The organism is Streptomyces speibonae (assembly GCF_984686075.1).
Genome location: NZ_OZ480260.1, coordinates 8296495 through 8315731 on the forward strand (window position 1 = coordinate 8296495; position 19237 = coordinate 8315731).

At 70.6% G+C, this 19237-nt stretch carries 19 protein-coding genes; 6 read left to right on the top strand and 13 right to left on the bottom strand.

Annotated elements, in window-relative coordinates; translation table 11 throughout:
* The first annotated feature begins 47 nt into the window (after window positions 1-47).
* On the top strand, window positions 48-929 hold the full coding sequence (locus AC5L3C_RS37095; protein WP_493653567.1) for an SDR family oxidoreductase: 882 nt from the start codon (window positions 48-50) through the stop codon (window positions 927-929).
* Between the two features lie 35 nt (window positions 930-964).
* On the opposite strand, the gene AC5L3C_RS37100 is transcribed toward AC5L3C_RS37095, so the two are convergent.
* From AC5L3C_RS37100 to AC5L3C_RS37150, 11 genes are all read right to left on the bottom strand, one after another.
* The gene (locus tag AC5L3C_RS37100) at window positions 965-1444 is read right to left on the bottom strand and encodes a MarR family winged helix-turn-helix transcriptional regulator (protein ID WP_493653568.1); all 480 of its coding nucleotides are present in this window, start codon (window positions 1442-1444) and stop codon (window positions 965-967) included.
* Between the two features lie 101 nt (window positions 1445-1545).
* Window positions 1546-2316 (bottom strand): maleate cis-trans isomerase family protein, encoded by a 771-nt coding sequence (locus AC5L3C_RS37105; protein ID WP_493653570.1) that lies wholly within the window; start codon window positions 2314-2316, stop codon window positions 1546-1548.
* 48 nt (window positions 2317-2364) lie between these two features.
* On the bottom strand, window positions 2365-3267 hold the full coding sequence (locus AC5L3C_RS37110) for an alpha/beta fold hydrolase (protein WP_493653572.1): 903 nt from the start codon (window positions 3265-3267) through the stop codon (window positions 2365-2367).
* A complete protein-coding gene (locus AC5L3C_RS37115; RefSeq protein WP_493653574.1) occupies window positions 3264-3953 on the bottom strand; it encodes an isochorismatase family protein in 690 nt (229 codons plus the stop codon). Before AC5L3C_RS37115 ends, AC5L3C_RS37110 begins: the two co-directional genes overlap by 4 nt.
* Window positions 3950-4582, bottom strand: a complete 633-nt coding sequence (locus tag AC5L3C_RS37120) for an SRPBCC family protein (protein WP_493653576.1) — start codon at window positions 4580-4582, stop codon at window positions 3950-3952. Before AC5L3C_RS37120 ends, AC5L3C_RS37115 begins: the two co-directional genes overlap by 4 nt.
* Window positions 4573-5115 carry a (2Fe-2S)-binding protein gene (locus tag AC5L3C_RS37125; protein WP_493653578.1) on the bottom strand — a complete coding sequence of 181 codons (543 nt, stop codon included), beginning with the start codon at window positions 5113-5115 and terminating at the stop codon, window positions 4573-4575. Before AC5L3C_RS37125 ends, AC5L3C_RS37120 begins: the two co-directional genes overlap by 10 nt.
* On the bottom strand, window positions 5112-7484 hold the full coding sequence (locus AC5L3C_RS37130; protein ID WP_493653580.1) for a xanthine dehydrogenase family protein molybdopterin-binding subunit: 2373 nt from the start codon (window positions 7482-7484) through the stop codon (window positions 5112-5114). The genes AC5L3C_RS37125 and AC5L3C_RS37130 overlap by 4 nt, the downstream gene beginning before the upstream one ends.
* Entirely contained in the window at window positions 7481-8326 is an 846-nt protein-coding gene (locus tag AC5L3C_RS37135) for an FAD binding domain-containing protein (RefSeq protein WP_493653582.1), read from the bottom strand. The genes AC5L3C_RS37130 and AC5L3C_RS37135 overlap by 4 nt, the downstream gene beginning before the upstream one ends.
* A 62-nt stretch (window positions 8327-8388) precedes the next feature.
* Entirely contained in the window at window positions 8389-9789 is a 1401-nt protein-coding gene (locus tag AC5L3C_RS37140; protein ID WP_493653583.1) for an MFS transporter, read from the bottom strand.
* A 20-nt stretch (window positions 9790-9809) separates the two neighbouring features.
* Window positions 9810-11192, bottom strand: a complete 1383-nt coding sequence (locus tag AC5L3C_RS37145) for an FAD-dependent oxidoreductase (protein WP_493653584.1) — start codon at window positions 11190-11192, stop codon at window positions 9810-9812.
* A 59-nt stretch (window positions 11193-11251) separates the two neighbouring features.
* Window positions 11252-12283, bottom strand: a complete 1032-nt coding sequence (locus tag AC5L3C_RS37150) for a 2,5-dihydroxypyridine 5,6-dioxygenase NicX family protein (protein WP_493653586.1) — start codon at window positions 12281-12283, stop codon at window positions 11252-11254.
* Between AC5L3C_RS37150 and AC5L3C_RS37155 the strand changes: the two genes are divergently transcribed.
* The 3 genes from AC5L3C_RS37155 (at window position 12282) to AC5L3C_RS37165 (ending at window position 14914) form a co-directional block, all read left to right on the top strand.
* Window positions 12282-12410: a hypothetical protein gene (locus tag AC5L3C_RS37155; protein WP_493653588.1), complete on the top strand. Its 129-nt coding sequence runs from the start codon at window positions 12282-12284 to the stop codon at window positions 12408-12410. The genes AC5L3C_RS37150 and AC5L3C_RS37155 overlap by 2 nt on opposite strands.
* Before the next feature lie 654 nt (window positions 12411-13064).
* Window positions 13065-13337: a DUF485 domain-containing protein gene (locus tag AC5L3C_RS37160; protein ID WP_493653589.1), complete on the top strand. Its 273-nt coding sequence runs from the start codon at window positions 13065-13067 to the stop codon at window positions 13335-13337.
* On the top strand, window positions 13337-14914 hold the full coding sequence (locus tag AC5L3C_RS37165) for a solute symporter family protein (RefSeq protein ID WP_493653591.1): 1578 nt from the start codon (window positions 13337-13339) through the stop codon (window positions 14912-14914). Before AC5L3C_RS37160 ends, AC5L3C_RS37165 begins: the two co-directional genes overlap by 1 nt.
* A 54-nt stretch (window positions 14915-14968) precedes the next feature.
* On the opposite strand, the gene AC5L3C_RS37170 is transcribed toward AC5L3C_RS37165, so the two are convergent.
* Window positions 14969-15709 (bottom strand): SDR family NAD(P)-dependent oxidoreductase, encoded by a 741-nt coding sequence (locus AC5L3C_RS37170; RefSeq protein ID WP_493653593.1) that lies wholly within the window; start codon window positions 15707-15709, stop codon window positions 14969-14971.
* 20 nt (window positions 15710-15729) lie between these two features.
* A complete protein-coding gene (locus AC5L3C_RS37175) occupies window positions 15730-16797 on the bottom strand; it encodes an alkene reductase (protein ID WP_493653594.1) in 1068 nt (355 codons plus the stop codon).
* Window positions 16798-17426: 629 nt separating this feature from the next.
* Between AC5L3C_RS37175 and AC5L3C_RS37180 the strand changes: the two genes are divergently transcribed.
* A complete protein-coding gene (locus AC5L3C_RS37180; RefSeq protein ID WP_493653596.1) occupies window positions 17427-17915 on the top strand; it encodes a MarR family winged helix-turn-helix transcriptional regulator in 489 nt (162 codons plus the stop codon).
* Between the two features lie 1100 nt (window positions 17916-19015).
* Window positions 19016-19183 (top strand): hypothetical protein, encoded by a 168-nt coding sequence (locus AC5L3C_RS37185; protein WP_493653597.1) that lies wholly within the window; start codon window positions 19016-19018, stop codon window positions 19181-19183.
* Window positions 19184-19237 lie beyond the last annotated feature (54 nt).

Genomic DNA, 19237 nt, shown 5'->3' on the forward strand with positions numbered 1-19237 from the left:
AGGGTCAGTGATGGGACAAGAGTCCCATCACTTCTGAGGGAGAGCTCATGCATGTCTTCGTCACCGGCGGCACCGGCACCATCGGCTCCGCCGTGGTCGCCGAACTGCTCGCCACGGGCCACACCGTCCTCGCACTGGCCCGCTCGGACGGCTCCGCGAAGACACTGGAGAGCGCGGGCGCCGAGGTGCTGCGCGGAGACCTGGCGGACCTCGACGTCCTGCGCTCCGGCGCGGCGCGGTGCGACGGCGTGATCAGCCTGGCGTTCGGACGCGATTACGACAGCGCGGACGGGCTGGCCCGGGCCATCGCCGAGGAAAGCGCCGCTCTGACCGCGCTGGCGCGCGAACTCGAGGGCAGCGACCGCCCGATCGTCACGGTCGCCAGTACGCCCCAGGTGCCCGGACGCGCCGCTGTCGAGGCCGATCCGCTGCCGACCGACGGACCGGTGGGCGGCCGGGCCCGTTCGTACAACGCGCTGCTCGGCCTCGCCTCGCGCGGTGTGCGCAGTGCGGCCGTGCGCGTGCCGCGCACGGTCCACAACGAGGGCAAGGGCGGATTCGCGGGTCTGCTGACCGACCTCGCGCGCCGCACCGGGGTGGCCGGCTACCCCGGAGCCGGCACCCAGCGCTGGCCCGCCGTACACGCGCTCGACGCGGCGGTTCTGTTCCGCCTGGCCCTGGAGCGCGCGCCGGCGGGTACGTCCTGGCACGCCGTCGCCGACGAGGGAGTCACGGCGCGGGACATCGCGACGGCCGTCGGCCGGCGACTGGGCCTGCCGGTCGAGCAGGTTCCGCAGGAGAGCTTCGGCCCGTTCGGCCCGATCTTCGCAAGGGACCAGCCGGCGTCCAGCGCCCACACCCGCGCCGCCCTCGGCTGGCAGCCGACCCGCCCCGGCCTGCTCCAGGATCTGGAGACCCTCGAGCCCTGACCCGGACAGGGGCGAACCCTGCCCGGAAGCGACCTCTACGACCCCTCGGCCAGTCCCTCCCAGCGATCCGCGAGCTCCCGCAGCGTGGCCACGAACGATTCGTGTGCGTCCTCCTCGACGGAGGCCAGGAGGATCTTGTCGAGCGTACGGGCACGGTGGTTCGCGTCACGCAGGGTCGCCAGGCCCGCATCGGTGAGGTAGAGCAGCTTGCGGCGGCCGTCCGCGGCCGCGGTACGGCGAGCCAGCAGTCCGCGCTTCTCCAGCCTTCGGGCCACGTCGGCCATGGTGGACGTGTCCAGCGACACGGCCGCTGCCATCGAGCGCTGATCGCGGCCCGGATTGTCCTCCACTGCCTGGAGCACCGCGAACTGAGGGCCCGTCAGCACCGGGTCGACCTCGCGCGCCCACGCCGCGAGATACGCCTGGTAGAGACGGCGGATCTGAAAGCCGGGCGCGGCCGTCAGGGCAGCGGGAGTCTCCGGGCTGGTATCGGCTGGCGGGGTCTGATCGGCCATGCGTCTTACTTAAGCACGCACAGCTGCCGCGGGCGACAGTGGGGTGACCGCGCAGTAGCCGCGGGACGCGGCAGGACGGCCCGGCCGTACCGCCGGCGCTCTCACCGTGCCGCCGGGCTCGCCGCACCGGCGCCGAGCAGACTCCCGGCGCCCGGCACCACAGGGGGCAGACCGAGTTCCGTCAGGATGCGGTACGCCGTCGAGGTGGCCGCCGACAGCACGGGAAGCCCCGCTTCGTCCTCCACCGGCTGGATCGAGGCGAGCGACGGCATCTGCACGCACGCCGACAGCACCAAGGCGTCCGCCCGTCGCAGGTCGAGCCGCTTCCAGTGTGCACGCAGACCGGCCGGATCCAGGCGGGCCACCGCCAGATTGTCGGGCACTTCCAGGCTGAGCGCGTCGACCACCTCCACTCCCGCGCTCTCGATGTACTCGACGACGCGGGCGGTGAGTTCCTTCATGTACGGCGTGATGATGGCGACCCGCCCGGCGCCCAGGGCCTGGAGGCCGCTGAGCAGCGCCCCGGCGCTGGAGACCACCGGGGCCCCGGCGCCCTCGGCCCGCAGCGCGGAGGCGATCTCGGCCTCCGCCACGCAATGGTGCCCCGGCCCCTGGGCCATGATGGCGACCAGACAGGCGGTGGCGACGACATCGGGCCGGGCGTCGGCCAGCTCGAGGGCGGCCCGCTCGGTCTGCGCGTTCATGCCGCGCAGCTCCTCGGCGGTGACGTGCTTCATCCGCATCCTGCTGCTGTGGAACACGAAACGGTCGTCGGGTTCGACGGCCTCGCGGGCCTTCATCATCCGCGGCAGTTCCGTCTCCATCGTCAGATTGGAGCTGGGCACGATCAGGCCGATGTGGTGGTCCGTCATGGGTGAGTCCTCCGGGTTGCGGCGCGGCGCGGTGCCAGTGCTGTCGCCTCAGGCATGACCACGCCCGGCCACGCCGTGAGAGTCGGTCGGGGGCAGGGAGAGAAGGGTGCTCAGGGCCGTGCGCAGAGCGGCGAGGGCGAGGGCCGGAGCGTCCCAGAAGATCATGTGCCCGGCACCGGGTACGCGGTACAGGGCGGCCGACGGATGTGTGCGGGCCGCCTCCTCGGCACCGGCAGCGGTGACCACCGGGCTGTCGGCCCCGTACAGCATCGCCACGGGCGCCGGCACCGCAGGCCACCAGTCGAAGAAGTCCTCGTGCTCGAAACCGTGGTGTGTGGCCACGACGGCCTCCTCGGCGCAGCTGGACAGCCAGCGCGCCCGCAGTTCCTGCTCACGCCGCGGCCAGGCCGGCCAGGAGAGGGCCACCTCGTCGGCGTCCGTGCCGTGCCTGGCCTCGGACAGCTGCCGCAGGAAGGCGTCCGCAGCGGTGGGGTACGGACCCCGGCCCGGGCCGCTCATCGGCGGATCGGCCAGGACGGCCCCCCGCAGGGACACCTCGGCCCGCACCGCGACGACCGCCGCGATCCGCGCCCCCATGGAGTGACCGAACAGCAGCGGGCGGTCGAGTCCCAGGCCCGTGACCAGGGCCTCGGTGTCCTCGGCGTACTCCTGGAGCCCATAGCCCGCACCGTCGTCGGACAGCCCCCGGCCGCGGACGTCCAGCACCACCGGCCTGACCAGACCGGTCAGTTCACGGGCCACGAAGTCCATGGTGATCGCCGGGCTGGTGATGCCGGGCAGGACGACCAGCGGCGGCAGATCACCCCCGTAGTCGAGGGCGTGCAGCCGGACGCCGCCGGACCGTACCCACCGGCTGGTGGCGGGCACGTCGGCCAGATCGGCGAGGGCCGGCTGGCGGAGCGAACGCGGCGACACGGCGGACCTCCTCATGAGCGGGCACGCCGCGCGGTTTCGCGGGCGGCCGGGGCGGACAGGGAGACGAGGTAGTCGACGGCATCCGCGAGACTGATGACGTCGCCGTACTTGGCCTGGATGTCGAAGAGCGCGGCCTCCGCCGGTCCCGTGGCCCGGTCGCCCACGCAGGAGCGGGGCACCAGCACCGGGAAGCCCGACTGCACGGCGTCGACGGTGGTGGCCCGCACACAGCCGCTGGTGGTGGCACCGCACACCAGGACCGTGTCGCAGCCGAGTCCGGTCAGGGTGGCGGCGAGGCCCGTGCCGAAGAAGGCGGAGGCGCCCTTCTTCACCACGAGCAGGTCGTCGGGGGCCATGGGCAGCCGCGGGTCGATGGCGACCGCGTCGCTGCCCTCCACCAGCCGGCGCAGCCCCGGTGCCTTGCCGAGCCAGGTGACCGAGTGGCCAGCGGCCTCGGCCTCGGTGTAGGCGATGGCGGTGAAGATGACCGGCACGCCGGCCTGGTGTCCCGCCTCGACCAGGCACGTCGTCGCGATGACGGTGTCGGTCAGGTCCGCACCCGAAGGGAACGAGTCCTCGGTGAAGCCCCGTGTCAGGTCCACCACGACGATGGCCGGACGGCTGCCGCGCCGGACCCTGGCGCCGAAGCCGGCCCGCTCGTAGACGTGGTCGGTGCGGGCACCGTGGAGTCCGCCCCTCATCGCCGCCTGCCCAGAAGCCGGCCCTGCGCTACCCCGAGCAGGAAGGCGGCGACCACCGGCCCGTACTTCTTCAGCAGCGGCACGGCGACCAGCGCCAGCCCGTTGAGCTCGGCGGACGCCGCGGCCGGCACGGCGGCCCGCGGCGCGAAGACGGCACCGGAGGACGGTGTCGCCGCCGCTGCGTCCTGGGCTTGCAGGAGGTCTCCCAGGTTCTGGGCGAACTGCTGGAGGATCCGGTCGGACACGGCGGCGACGGCGCCCTTGCCGAACTGTGCGATCTTGCCGCGGATCACCAGGTCCGTCGTGAGGTGCAACTCCGCGCCGTCCCCGGCCGTACGCACCTCGAGGAACACCTCGGCCTCGGCGTCGCCGCTGCCGTGCGTGTCGGCGCCGCGGGCGTGCAGCCGCAACTGCCGCTTGACGGCGTCGACCTCCAGGAAGCGCACGGTGCCGGCGTAGGCGGCCGTGATCGGGCCCACCTTGACCTTCACGGTGCCGCTCCAGGCGTCGCCGTCACGGCCCTCGAGCGCGGCCCCCGGCATACAGGACGCCACGCGCGCCACGTCGCTGATGAGGCCGAAGACCTCCTCGGGAGCGGCTTTGACAGGAACGGTGTTGATCAGTTGCATGGTGGTGTTCCCTCCGTGCCCGCGGCCCGCTGGGCGCGCCGGGTCCTCGCGCAGCTGTCGATCGCCTCGACGATGCTCTGGTAGCCGGTGCACCGGCACAGGTTCGAGGCGACGATCTCCTTGATCTCCTCCCTGTCCGCCTCCGGCTGCCGCGCGAGGAACCCTTGGGCGAGCATGAGGAAGCCGGGGGTGCAGAAACCGCACTGCAGGGCGTGGTGTTCGGTGAACGCCCGCTGCAGGTCGTTGAGTTCGCCGGTGTCGGGATCGGCGAGGGACTCGACGGTGGTGATCGCCGCTCCCTCCGCCTGCGCGGCGAACATCAGGCAGGCCCGGGCCGGGAGCCCGTCGACGAGTACCGTGCAGGCCCCGCAGACGCCGTGCTCGCAACCGACGTGGGCACCGGTCAGCCGCAAGTCGTGCCGGAGCACGTCCACCAGGGTGCGGCGCGGCTCGGTGATCACTTCGTGCTGCGTGCCGTTGACGTGGAGGGTGAGCAACTGGATGTCGTCGCTGCGGCCGTCGGTGTCGTTCATGGTGTCTCCTGCGGCGCCGACGCGGTGAGGGCGCGGTGGACGGTCTGCGGTGTGATGGGTGTGTCGTCCATTTCGACGCCGGTGGGGCGCAGCGCGTCGTTGACGGCGTTGAGTACGGCGGCGGGGGCGCCGATGGTGCCGCCTTCGCCGGCGCCCTTGGCCCCGGTCTCCGTGAACGCGGACGGCGTCTGCAGGTGGTGGAGGCGGACCTCGGGCATCTCATGGGCGGTGGGCACCTTGTAGTCCATGAAACTGGTGGCTGACGGCTCGCCCTGGGCGTCGTAGGTCACCTGCTCGAAGAGCGTTCCGGCGATGCCCTGGGCTATGCCGCCGACGCACTGGCCCTCCACGATCTGCGGGTTGATCGCCACACCGCAGTCCTCCACGCACACGTAGTCGAGGATCTCCACCTGCCCGGTGCCCTCGTGCAGTTCCACCACGGCCCCGTGGGTGGCGTTGGAGAAGGTGCCGTCGTTGAAGGCGTCGAAGACGGCGGTGGCGGTGAGCCCGGGGCAGATGTCCTTGGGCAGCAGGTGCGACTTGAGATAGGCGGTGTCGGCCAGGTGCGTGTGCGTGAGGACCGCCTCCGGGTCGTCGCGGCGGCGTACTCCGCCCCGGACCAGTTCGGTGCCGTCCGGCGAGATGCCCCACTCGGCGGCGGCGATGGCGCGGAGTTTGTCGCCCAGTTCGGCCGCCGCCAGGCGTACGGCACTTCCGCCGATCGCGATCGAACGGCTGGCGAACGTTCCCCAGCCGTAGGTGATGCGGTCGGTGTCGCCCTGATGGAGTTTGACCTTGGCGATGTCGACGCCGAGCGCGTCGGCGACGATCTGGGCCATGGTCGTCTCGTGGCTCTGCCCGTGGCTCACGGTGCCGGTGGTGACGGTGACGGCACCGCTCGTGTCCATGCGGACCTCGGACAGGTCGAACCCGGGGACGACCTCCATCTTGCGCTGGGCGAAGGCCGTCGAGCCGTAGCCGGTGCGTTCGCTGAAGCAGCTGTACCCGATCCCCAGGTGCCGTCCCTCGGCCCGCGCGGCCGCCTGCCGCTCGTACCAGCCGGCCTCCTTCAGCGCCAGCTCGCACAGGTTGAGCGATTCCAGGTACGAGCCCGGGTCGTACGTCATGTTGTTGACGCCGGTGTACGGGAACTCGGTGATGACGTTGCGGCGCCGGATCTCCACCGGGTCCAGGTCCAGCTCACGGGCGGCGCGTTCCATGAGCCGCTCGACGACCATCACGTACTGCGGGCGGCTCACCCCCCGGTAGGGGGCGGTGGGCGCCTTGTTGGTGGTGACGGCCCGGCCGCGCACCCGGTAGGCCGGGACCTTGTAGACACCGGGCATCTCGGCGGAGGCCATCAGCGGCTCGATGCCGGCGGTGAACGGGTAGCAGGAGTAGGCGCCCATGTCGCAGACCACGTCGGCGTCGAGGCCGAGGATCCGGCCGTCGGCGTCGAAGGCGGCACGGGCGGTGTAGTGCTGCTCACGGGCCAGGAAGGAGGCGGACAGGGCGTCCTTGCGGTCCTCGATCCACTTCACGGGCCTGCCGAGCCGCAGCGCGGCCGCGGCGGCGGCGATCTCCTCCCGCCCGACCACGCACTTCAGCCCGAAACCGCCGCCCATGTCCGGGACGACCACCCGCACCGCGCGCTCGTCGAGCCGCAGACAGCGCGAGGCCACGGTCCGCACCTGGTGCGGGACCTGGGTGCAGGTGTGCAGGACGAGCTGTTCCTCCCGGGCGTCCCAGTGCGCCACCGCGCCGCGGGTCTCCAGCGGCAGCGCGTTCTGCCGTCCGGTCCGCGTCTCCACATGAACCACACACGCGGCCCTGTCGAAGATCTCGTCGATGTCCTCGGTCGCGAACAGCGAGACGTCGACGAGGGTGTTGTGCGCGGCCTCGTCGTGCACCAGCGGCGCGCCGGGGGCGAGGGCCTGTTCCTCGCAGGTGACGGGCGCGAGGACGTCGTACGTCACCTTGGCGGCCTCCAGGCCGTCCTCCGCGCTGTAGGGGTCACGGGCGACGACCACGGCGAGGGGCTCGCCGACGTAACGCACCCGGTCGCGGGCGAGCACCGGCATGGCGGTGGGGACGAACTCGGCCGGCGGGCGGTCGAGCCGGGCCGTGATGTCGCCGAGCTCCAGTTCCCCGGCGGTGAACGCGGCGACGACGCCCGGTACCCGGCGCACCTGGGTGAGATCGACGCCGGTGATCACACCGTGGGCGACGGTGCTGCGGACGAACTGCGCGTGGAGCATGCCCGGCAGCTCCAGGTCGTCGACGAAACGGCTGCGTCCGGTCAGCAGCCGGGGATCCTCCCGGCGCGCCGTGGACCTGCCGACCATCCGGTCGTCGTGGGCGGGCTTCATCGGGACATCGCCTCCTCACAGGCGCGTTCCACCAGGGTGCGGACGAGATGCTTGCGGTAGGGGGCGCTGCCGGCCGCGTCGCCGGCCGGGGCCACGAGGGACGCCGCCTCCGCGCAGTCGCGGAACGAGCCGCCCCCGGCCAGCACCGCCTCCGCCCCTGGAACCCGTACGGGTGTCGGGGCCACGCCGCCGACGGCCACCCGGCCGCCGCGGACGGCCCCGCCGTCCACGTCCAGATCGACGGCGGCGGACACCAGGGCGAAGTCCCCGCGGCGCTCGGCGAACTCGGTCAGCGCCGCGTGGGGCGCGGGGCGCGGAAAGACGATCTCCTCGAGGATCTCGTCGTGCCGCAGCGCGGTGGTGTAGTAGCCGAAGAAGAACTCGTCGGCCCGGACACGGCGCCGGCCGAGAGGACCGCGGGCCACGAACTCGGCGTCCAGCAGCACGGCGAGCAGACACCATTCGGCGGTCGGGTCGCCGTGTGCGATGCTGCCGCCGACCGTGCCCCGGGTGCGGATCGGCAGATGGCCGATCCACGCCATGGCGTCACGGATGACGTCGAAGCCTGCCCCCAGCGTGTGCGCCGGGGCGGTCTCCACCGTGTGGTGGGTGGTGAGTGCCCCGATGCGCAAGCCGCCGTCGGCGCCGACGCCGAGGCGGTCCAGCTCACGCAGACCGGCGATGTCGACCAGGTGCGCGGGCCGGGCCAGCCGGAAGTTCATCATCGCGACCAGGCTCTGGCCGCCGGCGACGACCTTGGCATCGTCGCCCAGCTCGGCCAGGAGCGCCGTGGCGCCCTCCAGGTCACGCGCCCGGTGATAGCGGAAGGGAGCAGGCTTCACGTTTTTCCCCTGTCGTACGGTGCCTGACACCGACGGACGTCCGTGTCAGGCGGGACGAACCCTCAGAGCGCGGCCTGATCGGCCGCCAGTGGCTTCGCACCGGGCGCCGCGGCCTCTTCGGCATCCTCGTCGAGGGCGCGACCCTTGGTCTCGGGAGCCGCGACCGCCATCCACACGACCGCCGCCACCACGGCCAAGGCCAGCATCCCGAAGGTCAGTTTCAGCCCCAGCACGGGCCACATCACGGAGCCGAACAGCAGCGGTGCGAAGCCGGTCAGCACCCGGCTGAAGGACGACGCGTAGCCGAATCCGCTGGCCCGCAGCAGTGTCGGGTAGAGCTCCGGCACGTAGGCGTACAGGGCCGGGATGGTCAGCTGCATCAGGAAGCCGAAGACGGCGATGGCCACGAGCGCCCCGGTGGGCATGTGCATCATGTAGGCGAACGCCACCAGCGCGAGCCCGCTGAGCGGCGCCGTGACACCGATGAGCCACTTCCTGCCGACCAGGTCCACCAGCGCGGTCGACACCAGCACGGCGGTGATGCCGACGCCACTCATCAGCGTCGTGGTCATGAAGGCGGCCGTGTCACCGAGGCCCTCCTCCTTCAGGATGGACGGCATCCAGCTCAGGGCCGCGTAATACACCAGCAGGACCGTGCCGAACAACAGCCAGGAGGCGGAGGTGATGCGAGCGCTGAACTTCCACAGGTCACGCAGCTGCTCCACGGCGGCCCGCGGCCCCTTCGCTCCGCTGCTCTCCACCGGAGCGGGGATGACGTACGGCACCACGGGCGCACCGGTGCGGGCCACCAGGTCGTCGATGACGGCCCTCGCCTCGGCCTCCCTGCCCTTCTTGGTCAGGTAGACCGGCGATTCCGGGACGCCCCGCCGCACCCAGAACAGCAGCAGCGCCGGCAGGGTCATCGTGGCGAGCATCCACCGCCAGTTGTGGTCGAGGGTCAGCATGGCCGTCGACACCAGGCCGCACAGCGTGACACCCACCGGCCACCACACGTCCAGCGCGGTGAGCACGCGCCCCCGGTACTTCTTCGGGGAGAACTCCGCGACCAGGGCGTAGTCCACCGGGATGCAGCCGCCGAGCCCCACGCCGGCCAGGAAGCGCAGGAGCAGGAAGACCGGGTAGGTGGGGGAGAGTGCGCCGAGCACCGAGAACAGCGCGAAGATCAGCAGCGTGACACTGAAGGCCTTCTTGCGGCCGATGCGGTCCGCGATCGAGCCCCAGGCGATCGCGCCGATGGCCATGCCGATCAGGTTGGCGGTGGCCACGAAGCCGCGCTGGGAGAGGGTCAGCTCGAAGTGCGCTCCCAGCAGCGGCATCAGGAAGCCGTTGAGGGCGATGTCATAGGCATCGAACAAGTAGCCGAGGCCGCCGATGATGAAAATCTTGCCCTGGACTCCCCATCTCCATGGGAGGTCCTGGACGATCTGATCGCCTGTTCGCATGTTCGCTCCAAGGTGCTGCTTCACGGGGGACTGCGTCCGCACAGGGCGGACCCGGGGGGTGGCGGGGCAGGGCGGGCCGAAGGGCGCAGCCGGGGGAGGGGAAGGAAGGGGGAGCCAGGGGTGCGGGCTCGGTCAGCGGGCGAAGCGGTACTCGTAGGCGCCCAGATCGGGGTCGTTGAGCGGGGTGCCGCTCCACAACCAGTGGTAGGAGACGTCGGACTCTCCGTCGAAGCCCTGTCGGAGCAGCTCGTCACGCGCCTGCTGCTGAGGGCCGTCCGGGTAGTGGTAGAAGGCCTTGTTCTGCAGGGACGCGTCCTGCACCATGCCGCGTGCTTGGCGCGCCGGTCGACATAGCGGCGCAGCGCGATGTCGATGACGTCGTCGGTGGCACCGCCCAGCTCCTCGGCCAGGACCGCGGCGTCCTCCATGGCCTGGGAGGCGCCCTGGGCCTGGTAGGGCAGCATCGCGTGGCAGGCATCGCCCACGAGGGCCACGCGGCCGTCCACCCAGACGGGGTCACGACGCCGGTGGTAGAGGGCGAAGCTCAGGATGTCGCCCTTGGCCTTGGACAGGATGGCGGCGACACGGTCGTCCCAGCCGGAGTAGGCCTCGACGAGCTCGTCGGTGCCGGCGGGAAGCATCCACTTCTCGGCGACCTCGTCGGTGCACGGAACACAGCCGACGACATTGAGGTATTCACCGCCACGGATCATGTAGTGCACCAGGTGCCGGCCGGGGCCGTACCAGATGGTGCTCTGGAAACGGTCCACCAGGAAACGGGTCGCCGGGTCGGCGGCGATGAGATCGCCCGGGATCAGGGCCCGGAAGGCCATCTCCCCGGAGTACAGCAGGGTGTCGGGCAGGCCCATCAGGTCGCGCACGCGGGAACGGATGCCGTCGGCCCCGATGAGCACGTCGGCCTCGAAACGCCGGCCGTCCTCGGTCACCGCGGCCGGACGGCGCGGGCGGCGGCGGTCCAGATCGACGACCCGGCTGCCGGTGCGCAGTTCGACGACCGGCCCGGGGCCGGCCGGATCGACGCAGGCGTCCACGAGGACGCGATGCAGGTCGGCACGGTGGTAGTGCCAGTACGGTGCGTTGTAGCGCTGTTTGCAGACGTCACCGAGCTGGGTCAGCCCGATGACGCTGCCGTCCTTCCACCTGCGCCGCACCTGGTCCAGGGGCTCGGTGCGGATCGCCTCCAACTGCTTGCGCAGCCCCAGCCCCATCAGGACGCGGCTCGCGTTGGGCGCCGTCTGGATGCCCGCACCGATCTCGCCGAACTCGGGCGCCTGCTCGAGCACGGTGACACGCATGCCCCGCTGTCGCAGCGCCAGCGCGGTGGTCATCCCGCCGAGCCCGCCTCCGACAACGGTGACTTCGAACGATTGGGTGCTTGCCATGTGTGGATCTCCGTGTGTATCTCCGGGCGCGGGCGCGGGCGCGGGTGCGGCAGGCGGGGTCAGGGGCCGGTGAGCCGGCCCGCGCTGACGACGTCCCGGCCGTCGACGGAGACGGTGCAGCCGCGCATGGCGATGTCGATGTGCGCGTACGACTCACGGCCGAGGACGGGATGCGGCCCGGTGGACCACAGGAAGTTGCCGGCGAACGCCCGGGCGTCCATGCCCATCAGCTCGTTCTTGCCGTACAGGGCGGTGGCGAACCAGTCGGCGGTCTTCATCAGACCCCAGCCCATGTGGGACAGGCTGCGTGCCCATCGGTCGTCCGCGTCGTCGAAGAACGTGTTCAGCAGCTGGGCCTCGGCGCCTCCTGACACCTTCTCGATGTCTCCGCCCGCGATCTCCAGCGTGACCGGCTGGCGCACGTACTCCTTGAACGGCAGCAGGATGTCGCCCTCGGCCAGCACGATCCTGCCGTCGGAGAACCGCGGCCAGCACAGCACCATGGTGCTCGGCCAGTGGTCCCAGCGACCCGGATCGTCGGCGAAACCCACCTGGAACTCCGGCTTGGAGCCCGGGAGTTCGACGGTCAGGTCGGTGCCGGCCTCGGAGGTCACCCGCATCACGGACGCGTTCTTCAGCAGCTCCACGCCCTTGCCGACCTCGGCCTTGTCCTCCGCCCTGGGAAGGTTGCGGATGAGGACGTCGGGGGCGTCACAGACGAAGAGGATGCGGGTGCCCGTCCGGAGGATCTCCTGCTGCAGCGGGGCGTGGATGAAACCCTCCCTGGTGAGGTCCACGACCAGGTCGGCCGCCTTGAGCAGTTCCTGTGCGGTCGTGTCGTCCAGCACGGAACTCAGGCCGGGCCCGGCTCCGGTGCGGGTGCTGTCCGAGGGGGACGGGTTCCCGCCGGGCACGGTGGCGGCGATGACGTGTGCGCCGCAGGCCTTCGCCGCGCCGAATGCGGCCGCCACGTAGTCACCGCGGCTGGCCGGCTCGGCCAGGACGACGACATGTTCGTCGGGCGTGAGCTTGCACAGCTTCAGCTCCTGGGTGAACGCATCGAGAAGATCGACGGAGGTGAGGTCGAGCATGTCTCGCTCCTGGGAATCGGAGGAAGGGAGAGACGAGGGCCACGCGATCCGGCGCGTGAAGGGTGATGATCCGGCCAAGCGGCAGCTGTCGGCCTTCCACCTGGGCAAGGCGGTCGAGCGCCGCTGACGGAATTAATCCGAGCACGTACTATCTCGGTCTGGCAAGAGGGCGGGAGTGAATTTCCTCGCCGCTTCCCCGGCACTCCATCGCCAGTCAGGCGCCACGTCGGCTTGACTCCTGACGTCTGCCCCGCGCCCGGCGCGAAGTGCTTGAACGGGCAATGAATGCAGTGGGCAGGGAAACTTGCGCCCCGAGTTCATCCGTGCTCGGATCTCTTCCCGTCCACTCCGGACTGTGGCGCTCCGGTGCCTCTCGGTGTCCTGTTCCCACCCGTGCGCGCTGCCTCAAGAGGGCTACGCCGCCGGCCGGGAAACCGCGGCAGGACGGCGCCGGAAGCCCCGTATCGACGTGTCCCCCGCCCACCCGGCGCTGCCCTGGCCTTCCCTCTCCTTCCCCCTGCTCATCCTTTGGACATGCCATGCGACACACCCTCCTGCCCACCCCCCGGTCCCGCCCTCCCATCACCCCACCTCCGCGCCGGTACGACGGTGAGCCGTACGCCGGCGACGCCCCCACACGACGGCCGGGTGCGGCATGAGCCAGGCGACCCCGCCGCCCGGGTGGGATGCCGATCCCGGACGCAGGTGGGAGCCAGGGGAGCCCTGGGCCCCCGCCGCCCGCCCGGTGTCCCTCGAACAACTCCGTTACCACCCCACCCTCTTGCGACTGCGCGCAGCCCGCAGGGGCCCCGTCTTCACGGGCGCCGCCATCCTTGTCGTGCTCTACGTCTCGGAGATCCTGCTGGCGAACGAGGCCGGGGGCTTCATGTCCCTACGCCTGGCGGGACCGCTCAACGTCGGCCTGGCGCTGAGCCTCCTCCAGTGCGTCACCGCGGCCTGTGCGATCGGGTGGTACGCCCGCCACGCACGCCGCGTCCTGGACCCGGAGGCCGCGCAGGTCAGAGCACTGCTGAGAGAAGAGGGAGAGGTGTGATGACCGCTGCGCAGACGCTCGCGGCCGGTGCCGGCTTCCCGGTGTTCGTGATCTTCGTGACCTTCGTGTGCTGTGCCCTGTTCCTAGCCATCCTGGTCACGACGCACCGGGTCACGCCCGGCGACTTCTACATCGGCGACGGACGCCTCACACCGCTGCAGAACGGCATCGCCATCTTCGGTGTCTACCTGTCCGCCGCGACCCTGTTCGGCTCTCCCGGCAGAATCGCGCTGACGGGGTTCGACGGCATCGGCTACCTGCTGGGCCCGATCGTCGGCATGGTCCTGGTGCTGCTCCTGATCGCGGAGCCGTATCACAGCACCGGCCGCTACACCATCGGCGACAACCTGGGGCGACGACTGCGCACCCGGTCCGTGCATGTGGCCGCGGGACTGACCACCCTCGTGATCTGCGTGGTGTACGTGATCGCCCAGCTGGTCGGTGCCGGCGCGCTGGCCGCACCGATCACGGGACTGCGGGGAGACGGCGCGCGGGCGCTCATGGTCTGCTCACTCGGTCTCCTGGTGATCCTCTACGCGGCGATCGGGGGCATGCGGGCGACGACGCTGATCCAGGTCTTCAAAGGCGTCATCATGCTGGGCGGGGGCGCCGCGCTGACCGTGCTGGTCATGTCAAGGGTGGGCTGGGATCCCGCGGCCCTGCTGAGCCGTGCCGCGAACCACAGCGGACTCGGGGACGGCTTCCTCCGGCCCGGAGTGAGTCACGGCAACCAACTCGTGGGCGAACTCGACTCGCTGAGCGTGCAGTTGTCGGTGTGCATCGGAGCGGTCGGCATGCCTCACGTACTGATGAGGCTCAGGACCGTTCCCACGGCGCGGTCGGCCCGCCGTTCCGTGGAGATCACGGCCTGGCTGTCGCTGGCGTTCTGCCTGATGGTCGGCGTCATCGGGTTCGGCGCCGCGGCGCTGCTCGGCCGGAACGCCATCGTCGCCGACAACGACACGGGGAACACCGCCGTGCTGATGCTGGCCGAGTCCCTCGGCGCGGTCTTCGTGACGATGATCTCGTGCATCGCCTTCACCACCATTCTGGCCGTGGTGTCAGGACTCGTGCTGACCGCGTCCGCCGCGCTGGCCCACGACATCTACCAAGTCGGGATCATGAACGGGAAGGCGTCGGAGAAGAGTGAACTCCTGGTCGCCAGAGGCACGGTCGTGCTGGTGGGCCTCACGGCCACGGTCCTGTCGCTGTACGCACAGGCCGAGGGCATTTCGTTCCTGGTGGGCCTGGCCCTGGCGGTCGCGGGTTCCGCCGTCCTGCCGGCCCTGCTCTACACCATGTTCTGGAGCCGCTTCACCACCCGGGGCGCGCTGTGGAGCACCTACGGAGGCCTGATCTTCTCCGTACTCCTCGTGGTCTTCTCACCCGCGGTCTCGGGCACCCCGGCCGCCCTTCTGCCCGACCAGGACTTCGCCTGCTTCCCCCTCAGCAACCCCGCGGTGGTCTCCATCCCGCTCGGCTTCCTGCTGGGCTGGCTCGGCTCGGTCCTCGATCCGCGGCGACCCGACGAGGCGCGGTACGCCGCAACGGAGATCAGGGTCCTCGCTGACGTCTGAACGGGCGAGGCCCCGGACCGACCCGGTCCAGGGCCCGCTCGCGCGCCGGTGACGTCAGGTCATGAACTTGCCGCCGTCGACATTGATGGTCTGTCCGGTGATGAAGCCCGCGTCGGGGGAGGCCAGGAAGAACACCGGCCCGACGAGGTCCTCCGGCACCTGGTCCCGCTTCAGTGCCCGGCCGGCACGCTGCGCCTCGAGCACCTCCTGCGGGAACGTCCTGCGAACCGGTTCGGTGACGGTCAGGCCCGGAGCGATCACGTTGACCGTGATGCCCCAGTCGCCGACCTCGCGGGACAGGGACCGCGTGAACCCGATGACGCCGGCCTTCGCGGCGACGTAGTGGGCCTGGAACCGGGTTCCGTCGAAGAAGGAACCGGAGCCGAAGTTGACGATGCGGCCCCAGCCGTTCTCCTTCATCAGGGGGAGCAGCGCACGGGTGGTGAGGTAGGTACCGGTGAGGTTCACATCGATGACCCGGCGCCACTCCTGCGGTTCGATGTCCTCGAAGCCCGTGATGGGGAACCAGCCGGCGCAGTTGATCAGTACGTCGACCCGGTCCGCGTGCTCGCGGATGGCAGCGGCGAGTGCTGCGTTACCGTCCTCGCCGGAGAGGTCCGCGGCGACGGTGACGAGTGCTGCGTCGCTGCCGAAGCCGTCGCGGAGCCGCTCGAGCGCCTGCTCGCTGAGATCGGTGGCGATGACCGTGTCACCGTTGGCGACGAAACGCGCGACCAGCACTGCTCCGATGCCGCCGGCGGCCCCGGTGATGACCACGACTCGGTTGCTTTGCATGATCGGTACCTCACTTCTGTTCAGGCCGTGCTCTCGGCCAGTGTCGGGTAGTCGGTGTAGCCGCGCTCGTCGCCGCCGTAGAAGGTGGCCCGGTCGGGCTCGTTGAGGGGTGCGCCCGCCCTGACCCTGGCCACCAGGTCGGGGTTGGCCAGGGCCATGGAACCGACGGTGATCACATCGGCGAGGCCGTTCTCCAGGTCCGACACACGGGTCTGGATGTCCGTGCCGGGCCGGTTGAGGAGCAGGGCCCCCGGCCAGTCGCCGCGGATGCTCTTCAGCAGCGTCTCGTCGCCTCCGTGCGCCACGTGGAGGTAGGCCAGGCCGAGGCCCGCCAGAGCGGGCACCAGGGCGCCGTAGAGCTGCGGGAGGTCGTCCTCGACGATGTCGTTGAAGGGGTTGCCGGGCGAGATGCGGAACCCGGTCCGGCCCGGTCCGATCTCGTCGGCGACCGCGGTGGCGACCTCGACGGCGAAGCGGATGCGGTTCTCGACGGAACCGCCGTACTCGTCGGTGCGCTGGTTGGCGTTGCTGGACAGGAACTGGTGCAGCAGGTAGCCGTTGGCACCGTGGATCTCCACGCCGTCGGCACCGGCTTCGATCGCCGCGGCCGCCGCGCGCCGGAAGTCCTGGACCGTCTGCGCGATGTCGCTCTTCGACAGTTCGCGCGGCTCGGGGATCGGCTGCATGCCGCCGGCCGTGAACATGCTGGCCTCGGGCCGCACCGCCGACGGGGCCACCGGCTGACGCCCGTGCGGAGTGTTGTCCGGGTGGGAGACACGCCCCACGTGCATCAGCTGGATGACGATACGACCCCCCTCCGCGTGGACCGCGTCGCTCACCTGACGCCATCCGGCGATCTGCTCGGCGGTGTGGATCCCGGGCGTCAGCAGATACCCCTGACCGTCTTCGGACGGCTGCGTGCCCTCCGTGACGATGAGGGCCAGTGACGCGCGCTGGGCGTAGTAGACGGCGTTGAGCCGGGTCGGCACGCCCTCGGGAGTGGAGCGGTCCCGGGTCATCGGCGCCATGGCGAGACGGTGCGGGAGGGCGATGTCACCCAGCTGGACGGGGTTCCAAAGCGTGGACATGAGGTCTCCGATCGATTAGGTGACTGACCACTGATTCCCTAGCAACGTAGACTTACTTGCTCGAACATGCAACTCCCTTGCTCGTGACCCCAGGCCTCATTGATGGACGCGCGCCAGACAGACACCATGCCGCCTCACCCCGCCGCACACCTTGAATGGCGACCCTGAACTGGGATTTTGTTCCTCACGGCAGGAGGATGGGCCGGGGCGAACCTGGTCGGCCGCAACCACACATGTGACGCCGGTCACCACAACGTCAAGCGAAATGACCTCGGAACCAGCAATGCATGCTCAAGCAGATAAATGATCCACATCGACCGGACCGAAGCCCTCACGCCGCATACCCCGCCGGTCGGCCCGGCGCCCAGGGGCTGGCCGCTGCGTGAGCCTGTCTGCCGCTGGTGGGGTCACACCGGCGACCGTCGGCCACGTCTGCCGCCGGGCGCCCCACCGGCTATTTGTCCAATCAGGTAGTGCATCGCCCGGCTACCCCCGTGTCGCCCGTGCGGCGCGATGAGAGGAGGGAGCCGCCTGCCGCTGGCACTTTATTGCTCGGACATGTTTCTCTTGTACGATGGCAAGACTCGACCCGCCAAGGGCTCGCCGTCGATGCAAGGGAGACGTTTTCCGTGACCGAAGCCGCCAGTCAGAAGGTCGTCCAGCCATCCACCGCGGCGAGGGGTCCGATCAGCCACACGATCTTCCGTGTCTCGCGCCTGCACCGCATGCTCGCCGGTGCCCTGCTGCGCGATGTGGGCCTGTATCCAGGACAGGAACTGGTCATGATGCAGCTGTGGGAGACCGGAGCGCAGCGCCAGTCGGACCTCGCCAAGGTGCTCGATTCCGACGCCGCCACGATGACCCGGACGATCCAGCGTCTGGAGAGGTCCGGATTCGTACGGCGCAGCCCCGACCCCACCGACAAGCGCGCCTCCCTCGTCGAGCCGACCGCGGCCAGCCAGGTGCTGCGTCGGCAGGTGGAGGATGTGTGGGCTCGCCTGGAAGAGCTGACGATCAGGGACATGCCCTCCGAGAACCGGGCTCAGGTCCTCGACGGCATGCTCGCTCTGGAGGCCAACCTCCTCGCCGCCGCGGAGGACCTCCGTTCAAAGAGCTGACCCGGCTGCCGCCCCGCCCTCATGAACAGGGGACGCCGGCTTGGTGTCTCTCCCGGCGGCGAGCGCTGTATCGCGCACCCGACAAGCGGGGGACCTGACCCGGCTCGCAGACCGTGGTCACCGCTGAAGGACTCGAACGCCTCCCGGCGCAGCGCCCGGCCGTCGCCGGTGGCGGCCACCTGGTGATTGCCTTCCTCACTGGCTAGGTTGCCCTCGTCTCGTCCGATTCTCACGGGGGAGTGGCAGCCGTGCGGCAACAGCACAAGACCTTCCGGGCGATCGAGGTCGGCGACGGCAGCGACGGGCGGTGGGCTGCCTACGCCCGGTCCCTGTGGCAGGAGATGGAGGGCCTGCTGACCGGGGAGGGCCGCACTGCGCAAGGCGCGGATCGTGTCCGGGCGCTGTTCCGTGCGCACATGCCGGAATTGGTCCCGGTTCTGAACCGTCTGGCCGGCCAACTCCACCGGCCCGAGGCGGAAGCGTTCCTCACCCACGGGGCACTGCGGCCGTTCTCCCCTGCCTGCACCCAGATCGGCCACAACGGCACTCTGCTGCTTCACACCCGGATCCCGCGCGATGACCCTGGGCCGGGCCATCTGAGAGCTTGGCCGATGCGCCGCAGGTCATGGGTCTGGTGTGAGCGATGGCTCGTGTACTCGCGCTGGTCGGTGGCCGATGTCCCTGGTGTAGATCATCGGGCGGGTCCGGTTCCGGTGGGATGCCGGGTTCGGCTGCGCTCGCGACCGACCCCCGCCTACGATCCGTCAGCAGGTCGGCACGTTATGAGATCGCGGGGGCTGCGGGATGCAGGAGCGGCAGTGGATCACCGCTCGCCGGAGCGAGCTGGACGCTCTCGCCGAGCAGTTGACCAAGCAGCTTCAGGAAGTCCGGGTCGAGCGGGACGAACTGGCGATCGCGGAGCGGGTGCTGAACCGCCTGGCCGAGCAGGTCCAAGCCGACGCCGACGCCGACGCCGACGCCGAGGCTGTCGCTCCAGCGAAGGCGCAGGTGGCGGACGGGCGGTCCTGCTCATTCCGCACCGCAGCGACGCGACCGACGAGGCCGCCCTGCCCGGCGACTACCGCAGGATCCTGGCGATCGTGCGGGCAGCGGACGGCCCGGTGCAGGTCAGGGCGGTGGGCGAGGAGCTGGGACTTGAGGTGGCGGTGCGCGGGAAGCTGGAGCGGCTGCGGGCGGAGATGACCAAGCTCGCTGACCGTGGCTGGCTGCACAAGCGGCCCGACGGACGGTTCACCGCACGCCGGTAGCCACACCAAGGCGGGGTGTCGGGGCGTAACCGGCGGGCCCCCGACGGCAGTTGA

Excerpts from the sequence above, each read along its gene's own strand:
- AC5L3C_RS37095 (WP_493653567.1), top strand. The coding sequence starts at position 48 with ATGCATGTCTTCGTCACCGGCGGCACCGGCACCATCGGCTCCGCCGTG.
- AC5L3C_RS37100 (WP_493653568.1), bottom strand. The coding sequence starts at position 1,444 with ATGGCCGATCAGACCCCGCCAGCCGATACCAGCCCGGAGACTCCCGCT.
- AC5L3C_RS37105 (WP_493653570.1), bottom strand. The coding sequence starts at position 2,316 with ATGACGGACCACCACATCGGCCTGATCGTGCCCAGCTCCAATCTGACG.
- AC5L3C_RS37110 (WP_493653572.1), bottom strand. The coding sequence starts at position 3,267 with ATGAGGAGGTCCGCCGTGTCGCCGCGTTCGCTCCGCCAGCCGGCCCTC.
- AC5L3C_RS37115 (WP_493653574.1), bottom strand. The coding sequence starts at position 3,953 with ATGAGGGGCGGACTCCACGGTGCCCGCACCGACCACGTCTACGAGCGG.
- AC5L3C_RS37120 (WP_493653576.1), bottom strand. The coding sequence starts at position 4,582 with ATGCAACTGATCAACACCGTTCCTGTCAAAGCCGCTCCCGAGGAGGTC.
- AC5L3C_RS37125 (WP_493653578.1), bottom strand. The coding sequence starts at position 5,115 with ATGAACGACACCGACGGCCGCAGCGACGACATCCAGTTGCTCACCCTC.
- AC5L3C_RS37130 (WP_493653580.1), bottom strand. The coding sequence starts at position 7,484 with ATGAAGCCCGCCCACGACGACCGGATGGTCGGCAGGTCCACGGCGCGC.
- AC5L3C_RS37140 (WP_493653583.1), bottom strand. The coding sequence starts at position 9,789 with ATGCGAACAGGCGATCAGATCGTCCAGGACCTCCCATGGAGATGGGGA.
- AC5L3C_RS37145 (WP_493653584.1), bottom strand. The coding sequence starts at position 11,192 with ATGGCAAGCACCCAATCGTTCGAAGTCACCGTTGTCGGAGGCGGGCTC.
- AC5L3C_RS37155 (WP_493653588.1), top strand. The coding sequence starts at position 12,282 with ATGTCTCGCTCCTGGGAATCGGAGGAAGGGAGAGACGAGGGCCACGCG.
- AC5L3C_RS37150 (WP_493653586.1), bottom strand. The coding sequence starts at position 12,283 with ATGCTCGACCTCACCTCCGTCGATCTTCTCGATGCGTTCACCCAGGAG.
- AC5L3C_RS37165 (WP_493653591.1), top strand. The coding sequence starts at position 13,337 with ATGACCGCTGCGCAGACGCTCGCGGCCGGTGCCGGCTTCCCGGTGTTC.
- AC5L3C_RS37170 (WP_493653593.1), bottom strand. The coding sequence starts at position 15,709 with ATGCAAAGCAACCGAGTCGTGGTCATCACCGGGGCCGCCGGCGGCATC.
- AC5L3C_RS37175 (WP_493653594.1), bottom strand. The coding sequence starts at position 16,797 with ATGTCCACGCTTTGGAACCCCGTCCAGCTGGGTGACATCGCCCTCCCG.